At 70.1% G+C, this 16,651-nt stretch carries 13 protein-coding genes; 2 read left to right on the top strand and 11 right to left on the bottom strand.

Annotated features, from left to right (window positions below; all coding sequences use genetic code 11):
- The first annotated feature begins 43 nt into the window (after positions 1–43).
- Complete coding sequence (locus tag ACFT4A_RS11645; protein WP_382828270.1) at positions 44–169, top strand: hypothetical protein; 126 nt, start codon at positions 44–46, stop codon at positions 167–169.
- On the opposite strand, the gene ACFT4A_RS11640 is transcribed toward ACFT4A_RS11645, so the two are convergent.
- Positions 166–1,320, bottom strand: coding sequence for a right-handed parallel beta-helix repeat-containing protein (locus ACFT4A_RS11640; RefSeq protein ID WP_382828267.1), 1,155 nt, complete (start codon positions 1,318–1,320; stop codon positions 166–168). The genes ACFT4A_RS11645 and ACFT4A_RS11640 overlap by 4 nt on opposite strands.
- A 256-nt stretch (positions 1,321–1,576) precedes the next feature.
- Between ACFT4A_RS11640 and ACFT4A_RS11635 the strand changes: the two genes are divergently transcribed.
- Entirely contained in the window at positions 1,577–3,784 is a 2,208-nt protein-coding gene (locus tag ACFT4A_RS11635; protein ID WP_382828264.1) for a family 43 glycosylhydrolase, read from the top strand.
- 3 nt (positions 3,785–3,787) lie between these two features.
- Here the strand turns inward: ACFT4A_RS11635 and ACFT4A_RS11630 are convergent, their stop codons facing one another.
- The 10 genes from ACFT4A_RS11630 to ACFT4A_RS11585 all read right to left on the bottom strand — a co-directional run bounded on the left by ACFT4A_RS11630 (position 3,788) and on the right by ACFT4A_RS11585 (position 16,651).
- Positions 3,788–4,945 carry a dienelactone hydrolase family protein gene (locus ACFT4A_RS11630; protein ID WP_382828261.1) on the bottom strand — a complete coding sequence of 386 codons (1,158 nt, stop codon included), beginning with the start codon at positions 4,943–4,945 and terminating at the stop codon, positions 3,788–3,790.
- Positions 4,932–6,197: a polysaccharide lyase family 1 protein gene (locus tag ACFT4A_RS11625; RefSeq protein WP_382828258.1), complete on the bottom strand. Its 1,266-nt coding sequence runs from the start codon at positions 6,195–6,197 to the stop codon at positions 4,932–4,934. The genes ACFT4A_RS11630 and ACFT4A_RS11625 overlap by 14 nt, the downstream gene beginning before the upstream one ends.
- On the bottom strand, positions 6,190–7,308 hold the full coding sequence (locus ACFT4A_RS11620) for a pectinesterase family protein (RefSeq protein WP_382828255.1): 1,119 nt from the start codon (positions 7,306–7,308) through the stop codon (positions 6,190–6,192). Before ACFT4A_RS11620 ends, ACFT4A_RS11625 begins: the two co-directional genes overlap by 8 nt.
- 118 nt (positions 7,309–7,426) lie before the next feature.
- Positions 7,427–8,737: a polysaccharide lyase family 1 protein gene (locus ACFT4A_RS11615; protein ID WP_382828252.1), complete on the bottom strand. Its 1,311-nt coding sequence runs from the start codon at positions 8,735–8,737 to the stop codon at positions 7,427–7,429.
- 36 nt (positions 8,738–8,773) lie between these two features.
- The gene (locus ACFT4A_RS11610; RefSeq protein WP_382828250.1) at positions 8,774–9,571 is read right to left on the bottom strand and encodes a rhamnogalacturonan acetylesterase; all 798 of its coding nucleotides are present in this window, start codon (positions 9,569–9,571) and stop codon (positions 8,774–8,776) included.
- A gap of 128 nt (positions 9,572–9,699) precedes the next feature.
- Positions 9,700–11,049, bottom strand: a complete 1,350-nt coding sequence (locus ACFT4A_RS11605; protein WP_382828247.1) for an ABC transporter substrate-binding protein — start codon at positions 11,047–11,049, stop codon at positions 9,700–9,702.
- Positions 11,050–11,111: 62 nt separating this feature from the next.
- Positions 11,112–13,103 (bottom strand): pectinesterase family protein, encoded by a 1,992-nt coding sequence (locus ACFT4A_RS11600; protein ID WP_382828245.1) that lies wholly within the window; start codon positions 13,101–13,103, stop codon positions 11,112–11,114.
- Between the two features lie 34 nt (positions 13,104–13,137).
- Positions 13,138–14,649 (bottom strand): family 43 glycosylhydrolase, encoded by a 1,512-nt coding sequence (locus tag ACFT4A_RS11595; RefSeq protein WP_382828242.1) that lies wholly within the window; start codon positions 14,647–14,649, stop codon positions 13,138–13,140.
- Positions 14,646–15,491 (bottom strand): PmoA family protein, encoded by an 846-nt coding sequence (locus tag ACFT4A_RS11590; protein ID WP_382828239.1) that lies wholly within the window; start codon positions 15,489–15,491, stop codon positions 14,646–14,648. The genes ACFT4A_RS11595 and ACFT4A_RS11590 overlap by 4 nt, the downstream gene beginning before the upstream one ends.
- Positions 15,488–16,651 (bottom strand): Gfo/Idh/MocA family protein, encoded by a 1,164-nt coding sequence (locus ACFT4A_RS11585; RefSeq protein WP_382828485.1) that lies wholly within the window; start codon positions 16,649–16,651, stop codon positions 15,488–15,490. Before ACFT4A_RS11585 ends, ACFT4A_RS11590 begins: the two co-directional genes overlap by 4 nt.

Here is a 16,651-nt window from a genome sequence, read left to right as displayed (position 1 = left end):
CGGGAGCCGCGGCGGTCGTTCCGCCGCTGACGGAGCCAGGGATATGCGGCTCCCGACCTGGCCCGTGCAGCCGTCGGACAGCACGGCCGCCACGGTGGCCGCCGCCGTCCTGGCCGTCGGCGGGCTGCTCCTCTATGCCGCCCGGGGCAGCCGCACGACGGCCGCCTAGTCCATCGTCGAGCCGATGGTCGTGGAGCCGGTCGTCAGGAACGTCGTCGCGGGGAGTGAGCCGTCCGCCTTGCGTACCCCGTACGCGCCGGCCGCGTCCGTCGACCTGAAGGGCGGGGTGGCGACGCCGCTGTCCCAGTTGTTGCCGGCGGAGACCGTCGAGGAACCCCGCTTCACGGGGCCGCCCTTGTCCTTGACCGCGAGGTTCTTGCCGAGGCGGGCCTTGCCGGTGGCGAAGTAGAAGCCGTTCTGGGCGTTGGCGTACGCGGTGTTGCGGTTCAGGGCGATGGCTCCGGTGTTGGAGTTCTCGGTGAAGCCGTGGAGCGTGTTGTCCCAGGCCGCGTTGTTGTTGACGACGTGGGCGACGGAGGCTCCCCCGCCGCCCAGTTTGAAGCCGTTGCCGTTGCCCTCGAAGGCAGGGTCGTTCCAGCGGTTCTTGCCGTTGCCGAAGGCCCAGGAGTGCTCGAGGGTGACCGGCGAGGAGAACTGCCAGAGGTCGAGGCCGTCGTCGGAGTTGTTGTACAGCCGGGCGCCGGTGATCCGGTTGCCCGTACCGGAGCCGAACTTCACGGCGATGCCGTCGGCGTTCTGGCCGTGACCTGCCGGGTCGTAGTTGCCGTGGCTGTCCAGGTTCTGCACGAGGTTGCCGGTGGTGCCGTCGCCGCGCAGGGTGAAGCCGGAGTCGCCGTTGTCGGCGGTGACCAGGTTCCTGAACACGCCGCCGGCCGAGGACGTGGCGACGAAGCCCTGGGCCGGGGCGTTGACGAAGGCCAGGTCCTGGACGGTCCAGTAGTCGCCGTAGATCCCGGCCAGCCAGGAGCCGGCGGGCAGCTTGGAGCCGTCGATCCGCACCTTCTCGTTGCCGTACGGGCGCAGGGTGATGCGGGCCGAACTCGTGCCGTTCGCCGTGGACTTGAGGGTCGCGGCCGGGTGGTAGGTGCCGCCGCGGACCTGGATGACGGTGCCGGCGGTGGCGTTCTTCACGGCCGCTTCGAGCTGGGCGGCGGTGGAGACGGTGACCGCGGCCGAGGCGGCCTGCGCGCCACCGCTCGACAGCCCGAGGTAGACGCCGCCCGCCCCCGCGGCCACGGCCACGGCGGCGGCGATGGTGAGCGTACGGGTCCTGCGGTGGCGTCCGGTGCTGAGCAGCACGGAGCGTTCCTTTCCTGGGAAATGAGGGACGGAAGCGGTTCGGAGGGGCCCGCTCCGATCCGTTTCCGCCCAGCAGTCGCCGCCGCGCCGGGAAAGGGTTGCCGCCGTTGCCGCCGTCACGTGCGGAGCCGCGCCCGGGTTCCGAAACTTTCGGAACCACCGGCCTCATGCACACCCGTTGACGCACTGCCCCCGCCCGGTGAAACTCCGAGGGCCGCTACCCAACAGAATCCCCCACACTCCGACAGGAAGTGTCATGCGCCCCCGCACGCTACTGCTTCCGTTCCTGGCCCTGACCGGCCTCCTCCTGACTCTCCTCACGGCGCCGCCCAGCACCGCAGACCCCGGAGCACCACCCGTGAAGCACTCCAAGTACGCCGGCTATCTCTTCGCCTACTTCACGGGCGAGGGCACCGCCGACGGCGAGCAGATCCGTTACGCCCTCAGCCGGGGCAACGACGCGCTGCACTGGCGTGAGCTGAACGCCGGCAAGCCGGTCCTGACCTCGACGATCGGCGAGAAGGGGCTGCGCGACCCGTTCGTCATCCGCTCCCCGAAGGACGACAAGTTCTTCCTGATCGCCACCGACCTCAGGATGTACAAGAACTCCAGCGGGAGCTGGGACGACGTCCAGCGGCACGGCAGCAAGTCGATCATGGTCTGGGAGTCCACCGACCTGGTCCACTGGACCGACCAGCGGCTGGTGAAGGTCTCCCCGGACACCGCGGGCAACACCTGGGCCCCGGAGGCCTACTGGGACGACAAGCTCGGTGAGTACGTCGTCTTCTGGGCGTCGAAGCTCTACGCCGACGACGACCCGGACCACAAGGGCGACACGTACAACAAGATGATGTACGCGACCACGAAGGACTTCCGCACCTTCAGCGAGCCGAAGGTCTGGAACGACCCCGGCTACTCGGTCATCGACTCCACGGTCGTGAAGTACAAGGACGAGTACTACCGCTACACCAAGGACGAGCGGGACCCCACCTCCTCCAGCCCCTGCTCGAAGTTCATCACCGGCGAGAAGTCGGCCTCCCTGACCTCGACGAAGTACGACTTCGTGGCCGACTGCATCGGCAAGGGCGCGATGGACCGCGGTGAGGGCCCGACGGTGTTCAAGTCGAACACCGAGAAGAAGTGGTACCTGTTCATCGACGAGTACGGCGGCCGCGGCTATCTGCCGTTCGAGACCACCGACCTCGCCTCGGGCAAGTGGACCCCGTCCACGAACTACCAGCTCCCCGCGAGCCCCCGGCACGGCACGGTGCTCCCGGTGACGCAGAAGGAGTACGACCGGCTGCTGGCCGCCTACCCGAGCACCTCCACCTCGGTGGTGGACGCGACGGCGAAGCACCAGAAGGGCTACTCGATCGTCACGGACAGCGCCTCGAAGGTCGTGCTGCCGATGGAGCCCAAGGCCGACCTGCGGGACCTCGCCCCGAAGCTCTGGGTGGGTGAAGGTGCCAAGCTGAGCCCGAAGTCCGGCACGCGCCGCGACTTCCGCACGCCGCAGAAGTACACCGTCACAGCGGCCGACGGCACCAAGCGCGTCTGGACGGTCGAGGCGGTCCGCACCCGCAGCCCGCTCCTGCCCGGCCTGAACGCCGACCCCGACGTGCACTATCTCGACGGCAGATACTGGATCTACCCGACGACGGACGGCTTCGAGGGCTGGAGCGGCACCAAGTTCAAGGCGTACTCCTCGAAGGACCTGGTCAACTGGAAGGACCACGGCGTCATCGTCGACCTCGGTCCGGACGTGAGCTGGGCCGACAAGAACGCCTGGGCGCCCGCGATCGCCGAGCGGAACGGCAAGTACTACTTCTACTTCTGCGCCGAACAGCAGATCGGCGTGGCGGTGGCCGACTCCCCCGCCGGACCCTTCAAGGACGCGCTCGGCAAGCCGCTGGTCGCCAAGGGCGGGGCGCTCAAGGGCCAGATGATCGACCCGGCGGTCTTCACGGACGACGACGGCCAGGCGTATCTGTACTGGGGCAACGGCCACGGGTACGTGGTGCCGCTCAACGACGACATGGTGTCCTTCGACGCGTCGAAGGTGAAGGACATCACCCCGGACAACTTCCGCGAGGGCTCCTTCGTGATCAAGCGGAAGGGCACGTACTACTTCATGTGGTCGGAGGACGACACCCGCAGCGAGAACTACCACGTGGCGTACGCGACGGGACCGTCCCCGCTCGGCCCGTGGACCAAGCGCGGGACGATCCTGGAGAAGCGGCCCGAGTACGGCATCCTCGGCACCGGCCATCACTCGGTGGTGAACACACCCGGCACCGACGACTGGTACATGGTCTACCACCGCTTCGCCCTCAACGGCCCGGGCCTGCCGGGCGGCGACGGCATGCACCGGGAGACCACCGTCGACCGCATGGAGTTCGCGGCAGACGGCACGATCAAGCCGGTGGTGCCGACGCTGGAGGGCATCGAGCCGGTCCGGCGGTGAGCCTCACAGGACGTCGTCGAGCCAGTTGACGACCTCGTCCTGCATCGCGTGGGTGAAGACGTGGCCGAGCTCCGGCCACGTCTTCGTCCGTATCCGCCCCTCCGCGTGGCGCGAACGCCAGACGGCACGCAGTTTGTCGTGTGCGATCCGTACGCCCTCGGCGGGGAAGAGCGTGTCGAGCCCGCCGTTCAGGAACAGCATCGGCCTCGGGGCGGCGATGCTCGCCACGTCGGGGATGTCGAGATGCCGGGCGAGCCCCGGGTGGAGCATCCAGTACGCCGACTGCCCGCGCAGCGTGTTGTTGCCGGGCACCATCATTTCCTTCAGGCCGGTCATCCAGCAGACGCTCGCGGCGGCGGCGATGTGGTCGCTGAGGGCGGCGGTCTGCCAGGCGCGGTAGGCGCCCATCGAGAAGCCGACGGCCGCGACCCGCCGGGCGTCCACCCGGTCGAGGCCCGCGAGGAAGGCGGCGGCCCGCTGGTCCTCCCGGGCCATGAGCCCGGCGAGCGAGGAGCCGAGGTTGTAGAAGTTGGACGCCAGCGCCTGCTGCTGCTCGTAGGCGAGGGGCCCGCGGTCGCCCCAGCCGAGCGCGTCCAGGCAGAGCACCGCGTAGCCCCGCCGGGCCAGTTCGTCGCCGACGAACCGTCCGCTGAAGTACTTGTCCGCCCACGCCTGGGCGGAGGCCAGACGCGTGTCGTCGTACCAGGGCCGGACGAGCTTCTCCTTGCCGATGTCGAACCTGGAGCCGTGGTCGTGCAGGAGCAGCACGGCGGGGAAGGGCCCGTCGCCGTGCGGGGTGAGCAGGGCGCCGCGCACCCGCTCGTACCGGGTGAGGGAGACGGTGACCAACGCGCGGGTGTAGCCGTTCCCTTGGGTCCGCCCGGTGTACTCCGGCGCGAACGGCACCCGGTCCTGCCGTTCGACGAGGAGGTGCTCCTCGACCGTGGCCCGGGCGGTACGCCGCCAGGCGCGGAAGTCGCGGATCGGGGACGTCCCCCAGGCGAGCGGGAAGGTCAGGGCGTCCTTCAGCGCCGGGTGGAAGTCGGGCAGCGGCCCGTCCACGACCGCCGCCTCCGCCCCGGTCACCGCTCCCCCGGCCAGCAGCGCCGCACCCGCCCCGACCACGAAGCCGCGCCGGCCGAGCAGCTCATGGGCGTCCATACGGCCTCCCGGCTCCGGCGTGCCGCAGCACGTACCGTTCGACCGCGGCCGGGGAGGTGAGGGCGCGGTAGTCGTAGACATCTGCGGGGTCCCAGCCGACATCGCTCCCGAGACCGAGCCCGCTCGCCACGTCGTTCAGCCGGGCGGGCCGGCCGTTGAACCAGGAGCCGGTGTCCCGGAACCGCTCACCGCCGTAGTCCGCGACGGCGGCGGACGGTAAAGCGCCCAGATACCGGAAGACATTGCGCTCGGAGAAGATCGCGGACTCCACGCCGACGCCCAGGGCGTAGAGCGGCGCCCGCCCCCGGTGGACGTTGTTGACGACATGCACCTGCCCGAAGCGGACACGTGGGGCGCGTTGTACGACATCGCTGAACAGGTTGCGGGCGAAGGTCACCTTGAGATGCCCCCGGTCCCGGTCGCCGCGCCCGTCGCCCGAGCCGATGAGGAGCGCCTTGTCGTGGTCGTCGAACCGGCTGTCGGAGACGGTGACGAAGTCGGAGCCGTCCTCGATGTCCAGCAGCCCGTCGTGCCGCTGGACGCGTTCGCCGTGGAAGCCGAGGGGTGCCTCGCGGTCCGGGAAGCGGCCGTCGGTGAAGGTGCAGTGGTCGATCCAGATGTTCTTGCCGGTGATCACGGTCAGCGCGTCGAAGCGGGCGTTCCAGCTGCCGCGGGTGCCGTCGTCCGGGGACCAGCTGGTGAAGTGGTCGACGGGCGCCTCCAGACGGAGGTTGCGCACGATGATGTCGCTGCCGGTGTTGACGGTCAGGAACACCCCGAGCAGCCGGGCGTCGCGCCCCACGCCCACCAGCGTGGTGTTGCCCGGCACGGTGAGCTGGATCTGCGCCTTCTCCTTGTTCGAGCCCGTCTGGCGCAACTGCCGCTGCTGCCTGCAGTACTCGAAGCGGGTGTCGGACCAGACGGCGCCGTCCTCGCCGAAGCAGGACATGTACTTGCCGAGGTCGTATCCGGGCGCGTAGTCCTGCTCGCCGAGCAGGGAGCCGTCGTCGGCCTCGTGCCCGGAGACGGCGCCGACGACCCGGATCACCTTGGGGGCGGTGGGATCGCCGTCGTTGGCGAGAGCCTCCTTCAGCTCGGCCCGCGTGTCCACCGTCCAGATCCTGCCGCCCGCCCCGCCGTCGGTGCCGGTGCCGGTGGAGGCCCAGCCGACGGGCCCGCGTTCGGCGGCGGAGGCCGCGGGAGCCGGCCAGAGCAGGCACACACCGAGCAGGAGCGCAGCGGCCCTACGCACAGGGCCGCCAGTCGCCGAGATACGTCTGCCTGGTGTGCGAGGCGGCTTGCGCCCGGGTGAGCTGGGGCCGGTTCTCCGGGACGGACACGACGGCACCGGGCCCGGTGTTGCGGTACTCGGCGAACCGCATCGACTGCCAGGGATGGCCGCTCGCCATGTTCGTGTAGGGCGCGACCGCGTCGATGCCCGGGCCGAGCCGGGTGTCCCGGACGGTGAGCATCGGGCGGGCGGTGGTGTCGGAACTGGGCACCCAGGGCCGGGCGAGCTTGAAGTGGCCGTCGGGAGCCTCGCTGCTGACACGGCTCCTGGTCACCAGGTAGCCGAGCGGATTGGCACCGGCCGTCGAGGGGGCGAAGACGAAGCCGTACGGGGCGGCCGACAGGTCGGTCCGGTTCAGGGTCCGGAAGTGGCAGTGCTCGAAGACGGCGGTGGCCCGACCGAAGACGAAGTCGACGTCACCCTCGGCGTAGCAGTGGGCGAAGTACTGGCGGGCGAAGGTGCCCAGCGCCATGGAGTCGGCGTACAGGGTGTCCTGGTGGCCGAGGAACCGGCAGTGGTGGAAGGCGGACCGGTCGCCCTGGACCTTGAGGGCTACGGCCTGGGTGCCGGTGATGTCGGGGTGGTCGGCGCGCAGCCAGTCGTTGGCGAAGGTGATCCAGCGGGCGGTGAAGCCGTCGGCCTGCACGGTGGTGGTGGCGGAACCGGTGGTGCCGTGCGTGCCGCCGCCGGGCTTCGGGGTCCCGGCCGCGTTGTCGTACACGAGAACGACGTCACGGGGTTCCTCGCTCGCCCCGATCCAGGTCATCTCCGTACGGGCGGGGTCGACGGCGACCGTCTGACGGTAGACACCCGGGGCGATGACCAGGGTGTGTCCGCTCCCGTTCGCGGCGGCCACGGCGTCCCGGACGGTGGTGAAGTCACCGGCGCCGCCGGGGTGGACATACAGGCTCTTCGGGGTCAGGCGCGCGGCCGGTGAGCCGTACCGGCCGAACGGACGCGGACGGGTCCCGGCCCGCGCGGGGCCGGCGGCGAGTCCGAGGGCGGCGCCCGCGGAGGCGCCGGCGACGAGGAATCCCCGGCGGGAGAGGGAGAGACGGGATTGCGAGAGCATGCGGCTGCTCCTTCGCGGTACGGCGAATGCGGGAGGGGGGAAGGGCCGGGGCGGGCGCACCCCGGGGCCAGGGGTGCGATGCGGGCCGCCCCGGCCCGTTCAGGAGGGGCGGGTCAGGTCAGCGCACGCGGCCGGCGCCCGCGCCGGCGTCGACGATGCCCGGGACCCTCTTCGCCGGGTCGACACCGGCCCGCAGGGTCGGCGTCCAGCCGGCACCCGACTGGAGCGTCTCCCCGGGGATCTCGGCATTGTGCACGGCGATCAGGTCGACGGCCTTGCCGTTGACGTAGTTGGAACTGGCTGTGACCGGCGCCTCGTTCCACTTCTTGAGGATCTTCCCGGTGCTGATGCCCTGCGCGAGCGTGAACGCGTTGTGCTCGGCGACGAGCCGGGACTCCTTGCCGATGCCGTAGACATAGCCCCACTTCTGGCCCTTGGTGACCACGAAGTGGTTGTTGTAGGAGTCGACCTGCCCGAACCGCACCCGCGGCGCCCGCTCGACGATGCCCTCGAAACGGTTGTGGTGCAGCGTGACCTTGAGCTTGCCGGTGTCGTCGGCGGTGGCGCTGTCGCTGTTGCCGATCAGCATGGTCTTGTCGTGGTCCTTGAACGAGTTCCAGGACACCGTCACATGGTTGGAGCCGCGCACGACGTCGGCCAGCCCGTCGTGCTGCTGGTAGGTCTTGCCGAAGTAGGACGGCAGGGAACTGTCGGGATAACGGCCGTCGGTCAGCGTGTTGTGGTCGATCCACACATGGGTGGATCCGTAGACGACGACCCCGTCGTACTCGGAGTTCCAGGCGCCGGTCTTGTTGTCGTCGGTCGGGTCCCACTGCGGGAAGCAGTCGACCGGGGCCTCGATGGTGAGGTTACGGACGATGACGTTGTCGACGCCCTTGATCTGGAGACTGCCGCCGAGGATCCCGGAGTTCTTGCCCACGCCGATGATCGTGGTGTTGGCGGGGACGCTCGCCTTGATGATCTTGTCCTGCTGGGCGGCGGACGCGGCCCTCAGGTCCTCCTGGGTACCGCTGACCGGCTTGTCGTGCCCCCAGACGGCGGGGTCGTAGTCCGCGAGGTACTTCTGGAAGTCGTACCCCTCGGCCTCGAAGGCCTCGCAGCCCTGGGAGACGGCGTCGATCATCCCCTGCACCTTGATGATCCTGGGCGCGGAACCGCCGTCCTTCAGGGCGGCCTTGAACTGCTCCCAGGTGGTGACGGTGTAGACGTGCGCGGCATCGGCGGCGGCGCCGCCCGTGGTACCGGTGCCGTACGCGCCCCACCCGTCATTCGTCCCGAGGGTCTGGCGAGTCACGTCCCGTGGGCCGGCCTGGGCGGTGGTGCCGCTCAGGGACAGCACGAGCGCGGTGCACCCGACCAGGAGGGCGACTCTACCAATGACGTGATCATGACACTTCTGAATCTTCACGGTGCGGCTCTCTTCCTTCTTCTGTGTCGAGGGGTGTTACGCGGCGGACTCGGGCCAGCTGATCCAGGACTCCGGGATCTCCGCCTCCAGCCGGCACACATCGCGCGGCCCGAGCACCCGGGCCCGCAGCAACTCCCGTGCCACCAGCCGGGCCACGGCGATCGCGCCCGGCGGATTGAAGTGCGTGTTGTCCTGCTCGGTCGCGGTCCAGTTGAAGTACGTCTTCGTCTTCTCGACCCCGAGCTCCTGCCACAGGGCGAGCGACAGCGCCTGGATGTCCAGCAACGCGACCCGCTCCTCGGCGGCGAGCGCCCGCATGGCCGCCGGATACTCACCGTGCGTCGGCACGGCCTTCCCTGCCGCGTCGAACCTCCGCCGCTCGACGGCGGTGGCCAGCACCGGCCGCGCCCCACGGGCCCGGGCACCGTCGACGTACATCCGCAGATACTCCTGATACGTCGACCAGGGCTCGGTGTAGCGGGTGGGATCCTCCGCCTTCTCGTCATTGTGAGCGAACTGGATGAGAAGGAAGTCCCCCGGCTCGATCACATCGAGAATCGCATCGAGCCGCCCTTCCTCCACGAAGCTCTTGGAACTCCGCCCGTTCACGGCGTGATTGGAAACGGACCGAGATCGGTGAAGAAAGAACGGAAGCGCCATACCCCACCCGGTCTCGGGCGCCGCGGCAGCATATTTCTGGGCGGCGGTGGAGTCACCGGCGATGTAGAGGGTGCGGCTGCGATGCCCGGTGGCAAGTGCCGCATTGGCACCGGACAAGGCGAGAGGCACAGAGGCAACAGCGGCGGCAGCGACCTGTCTTCGACTGAGAGACATAAGGATCAACTCCATGTTTCTTGGGGGCGCGGGGCTGTATCAATTTGCGGCTCCGCCGCGTGGGCGCGACAAGCCAGGGACGGCCCGCACCCTGCAAGCAACAGGCCGCCCCACAACGAACCCAGCAATCACGCGTTCTGCTGATCCCACTCCTCCTGAGCAGCGTTCAACTGCTCAGCCATCGTGTCCAGGAATTCCTTCGCACTCATCTTCCCCAGCAGCACCTTCTGGAAGTTCGGCTCATTGTCAGCCTTGGAAATCGTGTTCCAGTCGGGCAGGTAGTACGGCAGCTGCACAATCGTCGTGGACCCGTCCGACAACGCCCCGGCGGCCAGCTTCGTAGGCTCCGCCTTAGAAATCCACGCATCCGACGCCGCGTCCGTGTTCGACGGCACCTGCCCCGCCGCCTCGTTGAACCGCGAGTTCTCCGCCTTGGACGTGGCGAACTCGATGAACTTCCAGGCCGCTTCCTTGTTCTTGCCGCTCTTGAACAGCCCCAGCCCGTCCACCGGGTTGGACACCTGCACCCGCTTGCCACCGGAACCCACCGGCTGCGGAATACCGCGGAACTTCTCGCCCCCCAGCGCCTTCACATGGTCCTGGTACGACCCGAGGTTGTGGTTCAGCATCCCGATCGTGCCGGAGTCCCACTGCGCGACCATCTTCGTGAAGTCGTTGTTGAGGTCGGCCGCCGGGGTGACCTTCTTGTACAGCGCCGCGTACTTCTCCAGCGCCGCCACGTTCTTCGGGTCGTTGACCGTGGTCTTGTCACCGCTGGAGTCCCAGAACGACGTGATCCCGGACTGCCCGTACATGGCGTCCAGCGCCTGGGCGATGGAGCCGGAGCCACCGCGAATGGTGTAGCCGAACTCGTTCTTGCCCACGTTCGTGAGCTTGTCCGCGGCCTCGTAGAACCGCTCCCACGTCGTGGGCTCCTCCAGGCCCGCCTTCTTGAACAGGTCGGTGCGGTAATACAGCACACCGTTGTTCGCGGAGGTCGGGATCGAGTACAGCTTGTCGTCGCCACCGCCGGCCGCCTTCAGCGACTCGACCATGTCCTTGTTGAGCTTGCCGTTCAGCGAGGACTCGCCGAGCCGCTCGTCCAGCGGCTCCAGCGCGCCCTGCGCGGCGAACCCGGCGAGCATCGCCGCGCCCACACCGCCGACGTCCGGCAGTCCGCCGCCCTGGAGGGCGGTGTCGACCTTGGACTGGTACTCGGTGGCGGCGATCCCGACGTACTCGACCTTGATGTCCGGGTTGGCCTTCTCGAAGTCGGCGATGATCTTCTTCCAGATCTCGGTGCGGACACCGCCGTTGTTGTCCCAGAAGACGATCTCGCCCTTGCCGCTGCCCTCGGAGCCCTTGTCACCGCTCGCCCCGCTGCCGTCGTCGCCGCAGGCGGTGACGGTCAGGGCGAGCGCGGCACCCAGGGCGACGGCCGTGGCGGCGCGCCTGCTTCTGCGAATGCTGATCTTCATTGGTCGGCTCTCTTCTTCTGGATCCAACTGGCTGTGAGAACGTGCTGCGAAGGTGCGGGGGGTCAGTGGTGGCGGGCGTAGGGAGCCCAGTCGTCCGTGCCCTTGAGGTAGTGCGCGACGGTGTGGGTCCGCGCGGCGGCGTCGCTCATCTGCGGCCGGTCCGCGGTCACGCCCGCCCCGGGCCCGTGGTTCCGGTACTCGGTGAACCGCGCGTCCTTCCACGAGAACCCGCTCATGTCGGTCCACGGGGAGGACTTGACCGCGGCGGGCAGTTCGGTGTCCCGGATCAGCACCTGGGCGACCGCCTCCGGCTCACCGCCCGGGTGCCAGGGCCGGCCGAGGTGGAAGGTCCCGTCCGGCGCGTCACTCACGATCTTCGACCGACTGATCAGGAATCCGTACGGGTTTCCCGTCCAGGTCGAGGCGGCGGTGATGTAGCCGTTGTTCGTGGCCGAGCCGCGGCTCAGCGCCCGGATCACCGACCGTTCGATCACCGTCGTGGCCCGGCCGTAGACGAAGTCGACATCGCCCTCGATGTAGGAGTCGCGGATGTAGACCCGGCTGACGGTGGTCAGCTTGGGGCTGTCGGTCATCAGGGTGTCCTGGTTGCCCAGGAACGCGGTGTCCTCGAAGACGATCCGGTCGCCGGTCGTCTTCATCGCCAGCGCCTGCTCGCCGTTGAGCTCGTGCGCGGCCTCGTCGAAGTCGTTGCTGAAGGTGAGGTTGCGCGCGGTGACGTCGTTCGCGGCGATCCGGACGGTGGCGCTCCCCGTCGAACCCCCTTGCGCGGCGGGCGTGTCGAAGACGATGACGGTGTCGGAGCGGTCGCGCCCGGTCCCGCGCAGCACGAGGTGCGGCTTGCTCGCGGGGATGAACACCTTCTCGCGATAGGTGCCGGGTGCGACGGCGATCGTCACCGGGGTGTCGTTGCCTTCGGGCACGGCGTCCACGGCGGACTGCACGGTCGGATGGTCGGCCGGGACGTTCAGCACGACCGGGCCGCCGATCCGCTGCTGCGGCCCCGAGAACCGCTTCACCAGCGCGGGCACGGCGGCGGCCGGGTCGAGGCGGTAGGCGTAGAACTCGCGGGGGTCGAACGCCGTGCCCCACGCGTCGTGCCGGCCCGTCGTCTTCCGCAGGATCGAGCCGCGCTGCACCAGCTCGGCGCCGGCGTCGGCCTGGTAGGGATGCTGGACGCCGTCGTAGAAGCTGTTCTCGATGACCATCTTCGTCCGGCCGCGCGACCAGTTCCCGTAGGTCCACACGGGGTCGCCGTCGGACAGCTGCGAGGACAGGTAGTTGTTGTAGAGGTGCGCGTAGGCGCAGTTGTCGGCGGACGGGTTGCGCTGCTTGGTGCCCCTGAACCAGTTGTGGTCGACGGTGATCTGCGTCTTGACGTTCGGGGTCCAGCCGATGCCGAAGGTCTTGTTGTTGTCGGTGAACCGGTTGTAGGAGACGGTGACGTACTCGCTGTCCTTGCGGATGTCGAGCTGGCCGTCGCAGATCCGCGAGAACCGTATGTGGTCGATCCACACATGGTGGGCGGTGTCGAGGCGGATGCCGTCGTAGTCGGTGTCCTTGCAGTCCCAGTTGCCCTCGATGGCCGTGTCGCGGATGGTGAGGTTGCGGATGATGACGTTGTGCGTGCCGGGGTCGAGGGTGAAGCCGCCGTGGACGATCTCGGCGGTGTCGCTGACGCCGATGATGGTCTTGTTGGAGGCGACGGGTATCTCCGTGCCGAACGGGTCCATCTCCAGGGCGCCCTTGACGCGGATGACGTAGGGCTCCTCGGCCGCCGCGTACTTGGCCAGCGCGGCCTGGTCGGTGACGGTGACGACCTTGCCGCCCGCGCCGCCGCTGGTTCCGCCGGCGAGGGAGGCGAAGCCGTGCGGGCGGTCGGTCCAGCGGTCCGCCGCGGGCACGGCCCCGGTGGAGGGCGCTGCCCGGGCGTCACTCATCGCCCCGAGGCTCAGCGCGGCGACGAGGCCGAGGACGGCGGCCACGACCTTGCCGTGCCTCGGTCTCGACAAGCGCTTGCTACGGAAGTGCGTCATTGCGGCTCCCAACAGGCGTACGACGACGGGTGCGTTACGAGGGGCTGATCCGGAACCGGGTGAAGCTAGCCGCGCCGGCGTGTCCTTGACCGGTGGGCGCGAGGGCGAACAGGCCGAGCAGGGCGCCGACCCAGCGCCACGGGGTGGCGGCGAAGACCGGGCCCGAGGGGCGGAAGCCGTCGCCGGTGTCGGCCGAGAAGCGGCAGCGGGCGTCCGCTCCGATCTCGATGCGCAGCCGGGCCCGGCCCTCGGGCGCGAGCCGCGGGTGGGCGGCGTCGCGCTCGGCGTCCGCGACCGCCTCGGCGAACCGGTGCACGAGGTGCGCGGTGCCGTCCGTGCCCCGCTGGAGGCCGATCCAGCCGAACGCGTCCCCGAGGACGGCGAGTCCGGCCCGGGCCCCGGGCTCGTCGCTGTCGAGCCGCAGCTCCACCTCGACGGTGCTGGGCGCGCCCGGCAGGCGCTGGGTGAGCACGCTGGGCAGTTTGCGCAGGTCGTGGGCGTCGGCCGAGCGGACGCAGGTCAGCCTGAGCTCGTCGGCGGAGTGCTGGGTGGCCCAGCCGTCGCCCGGGTTGGCCGTCCACTGCCACTGGCGGCCGTACCGTCCGCCGGGGAAGTCGTCGTCGGTGGCGGGCGCGGCGGGCGGCTGCGGCGGCAGGTCGGGCAGCGCGTGTACGGCGACGGGGGCGCCGTCGTCCCCGAGCACCGGCCAGTCTCCCCCACGGCCCCAGCGCATGGGCTGGAGGTGGACGACCCGGCCGTAGGCGCCGCGCTGCTGGAAGTGCAGGAACCAGTCCTCGCCGGTCGCGGTGCGCACCCAGCCGCCCTGGTGGGGGCCGTTGACGTCGGTGTCCTTCTGCTCCAAGACGATCTTCTCCTCGTACGGCCCGAAGAAGCCGCGCGAGCGGAAGGCGCCCTGCCAGCCGGTCTCGACGCTCCCGGCGGGGGCGAGGATCCAGTACCAGCCGTCGTGCCGGTAGAGCTTGGGGCCTTCGAGGGTGAACCAGCCGGGTATGCGGTCGGCGTCGACGATCACCTTGCCCTCGTCGAGGAGTTGGGTGCCGTCGGGGTGCATCCGGTGCCCGGTGAGGCGGTTCTTGATGCCGGAGCGGGACTTGGCCCAGGCGTGCACGAGGTAGGCCTCGCCGGTCTCCTCGTCCCACAGGGGGCAGGGGTCGATCAGGCCCTTGCCGGCCTTCAGCAGGTGCGGCCGGGTCCAGGGGCCTCTGATCTCGGGGGCGTTGATCTGGAAGATGCCCTGGTCGGGGTCGCCCCAGAAGATCCAGAAGCGTTCGTCGTGATGCCGGAGGGACGGGGCCCAGACGCCGCAGTCGTGGCGGGGACGCTCGAACTCCTCCGCCGGTTCGAGGCGTTCGAGGGCGTGTCCGACCAGGGTCCAGTTCACCAGGTCGCGGGAGTGGAGTAACGGCAGGCCGGGGGCGCGGCCGAAGCTGGAGGCGGTCAGATAGAAGTCGTCGCCGACGCGGACGACGTCCGGGTCGGACCAGTCGGCGTCGAGGATCGGATTGCGGTAGGTCCCGGTGCTCACGGGCTCACCGCCTTGCGGACGAGGGCCGCCGCGGCGTCCCGGCCGAGCCGGCCGTCGGCGACGACGGTGACGACCCGGCGGACGACGGTCTCGCCCGGCGGGATCGGCAGCCGCTCCTCGTGGGCCAAGGAGGAACCCACCCCGGGGTACTCCCCGGTGCGCACGAACCACGGGTCGCGGCGGGTCTGTTCGGTGGCCCCGGCGAAGACCAGCGTCCAGCCGGAGCCGGCCAGGGCGAGCCAGTCGGCGCGCTTGCCGTGCGCCTCGGTCTCGCCCTCGGTGCCGGAGGTGAAGACGTCCGGCGGCGTGTCCTCCTTGCGGGCGCGCCAGAAGAAGCCGCCGTAGGCCGCGCCCGGGCGCCCGTTCGTCGCCGGGCTGCCGATCGACAGCGGCTCCTTGGTGACGTTGGTGAGGGAGAAGGTGAGGTCCAGGGCCCAGGCCTGGTCGGTGAGTTCGGTGGCCGCGACCGTACGGCGCTCACGCAGCAGCTCACCGGCCGCCGACACCCAGCGCAGCTCCTCCACGAAGCCGTCCGGGTCGCGCAGCTGGAAGGCGACATGCCGCTGGGAGCCGTGGTTGTCCAGCTCGGTCGGGCCCTGGTCGCGGACGTAGGTGCGCCCGCCCCAGAAGTTGAACCCCTCGACGTCGGGAACGGCTACACCGACGCCGAGGTGGTGTGCGTGGTCGGCGGGGCTCAGCTCGGTGACCGCCGTACCGGACAGGGTGGTGACGGGATGCAGATAGGGGCGCGGGGAGAGCCGGACCGGCAGCTCGGGCCGGGTGACGTACCGGCCGACCGGCCGGCCCGCGACGCGCAGGACCGCGGTGTCGTTGCTGGTCATCGGGTGCTCACCTCGTTAGAGAGATGCTCCGCGGCCAGCGCCCAGGGGGCGCCGAGTTCGGAGTAGAGGGAGAGGGTGTCGGCTGCTGCCGCGACGAGGCCGTCGATGCCGGGGACGACACGGCGGTTCTCGTCGGGGATGCGGTGCCAGGCGGTGTCGGGCAGCGGCGCCGGGTCGGGAGAGGTGCGGATTGCCTCCACGACCTTCATGAAGGCGCCGGTCTCCTCCGGCGGGACCAGCAGGGCCGCGCCGGTGGTGAGGTGTGCGACGAGGTTCTCCAGCAGGTCGGTCCGGCCGTGCTCGGACTCCTCCGGGCCGTGCCCCGCACGCTGGAGCAGCACCCGGTCCTGCTTGTACCAGAAGGTGATCCGGCCGCTGCTGCCGTGCACGAGGACGTACGGCTCGTCCGACTCCTCGGCGCACAGCGTGGCGGCGACGGTCACGGGGTGGCCCTGCGTGGTGGTGACGCGGACGCAGGAGGTGTCGTCGGACTCGATGGCGTTGGCGCGCAGCAGCTCGGTCTCGATGCCGACGACGTGCTCGGCGCGGGTGCTGCCGCCCAGGGCGAGGGCGGTGGCGACGGCGTGCGCGAGGGGGTTGGTCAGCGCCCCGTCGATCACGTCGACGCCGTTCAGCCGCCGCTTGCCCGCCCAGGGCGCCCGCCGGAAGTAGTCCTCGTCGCGCACCCATGCACCGGCCCCGCCGAGCCCGACCAGCGTGCCGATCGCGCCCTCGGCGACCATCGCGCGGATGGCGGACAGGGCGTGCGAGCCCAGCGACTGGAAGCCGATCTGGCAGACGACCCCGGCCGCCGCGACCCCGTCGGCCATGCGGCGGAACTCCGCGTAGGAGGGAGCGGGCGGCTTCTCCAGCAGGAGGTGCACGCCCCGCTCGGCCGCCGTGAGCGCGAGGTCGGTGTGGGTCGGGATCGGTGTGCAGATCACGGCGATCCGCGCGCCGGTGGAGTCCAGCAGGGCACCGAAGTCGGCGGACTGCTCGGGCGTGCCCAGGTCGCCGAGCTCCTCCTCGGTCAGCGGCGTCAGCTCGCAGACGCCGGCCAGCCGCACGAGGCCCTGCTTCTGGAGCCGGCGGATGTTCTCGACGTGCCAGCGGCCGTGGCCCCGGGCACCGGCGAGGACGACAGGAAGTGGTGTGTTCAT

Source organism: Streptomyces sp. NPDC057099, assembly GCF_042671245.1.
Classification (GTDB): Bacteria; Actinomycetota; Actinomycetes; order Streptomycetales; family Streptomycetaceae; genus Streptomyces; species Streptomyces purpurascens.
The sequence above is the reverse complement of the archived record's forward strand: the minus strand, read 5'-3'. Positions and strand labels throughout refer to the sequence as shown.

Coding starts and splice junctions, on each gene's coding strand:
- ACFT4A_RS11645 (WP_382828270.1), top strand. CDS start 44: ATGCGGCTCCCGACCTGGCCCGTGCAGCCGTCGGACAGCACGGCCGCC.
- ACFT4A_RS11590 (WP_382828239.1), bottom strand. CDS start 15,491: ATGACCAGCAACGACACCGCGGTCCTGCGCGTCGCGGGCCGGCCGGTC.
- ACFT4A_RS11620 (WP_382828255.1), bottom strand. CDS start 7,308: ATGCTCTCGCAATCCCGTCTCTCCCTCTCCCGCCGGGGATTCCTCGTC.
- ACFT4A_RS11635 (WP_382828264.1), top strand. CDS start 1,577: ATGCGCCCCCGCACGCTACTGCTTCCGTTCCTGGCCCTGACCGGCCTC.
- ACFT4A_RS11605 (WP_382828247.1), bottom strand. CDS start 11,049: ATGAAGATCAGCATTCGCAGAAGCAGGCGCGCCGCCACGGCCGTCGCC.
- ACFT4A_RS11600 (WP_382828245.1), bottom strand. CDS start 13,103: ATGACGCACTTCCGTAGCAAGCGCTTGTCGAGACCGAGGCACGGCAAG.
- ACFT4A_RS11585 (WP_382828485.1), bottom strand. CDS start 16,651: ATGAACACACCACTTCCTGTCGTCCTCGCCGGTGCCCGGGGCCACGGC.
- ACFT4A_RS11630 (WP_382828261.1), bottom strand. CDS start 4,945: ATGGACGCCCATGAGCTGCTCGGCCGGCGCGGCTTCGTGGTCGGGGCG.
- ACFT4A_RS11610 (WP_382828250.1), bottom strand. CDS start 9,571: ATGTCTCTCAGTCGAAGACAGGTCGCTGCCGCCGCTGTTGCCTCTGTG.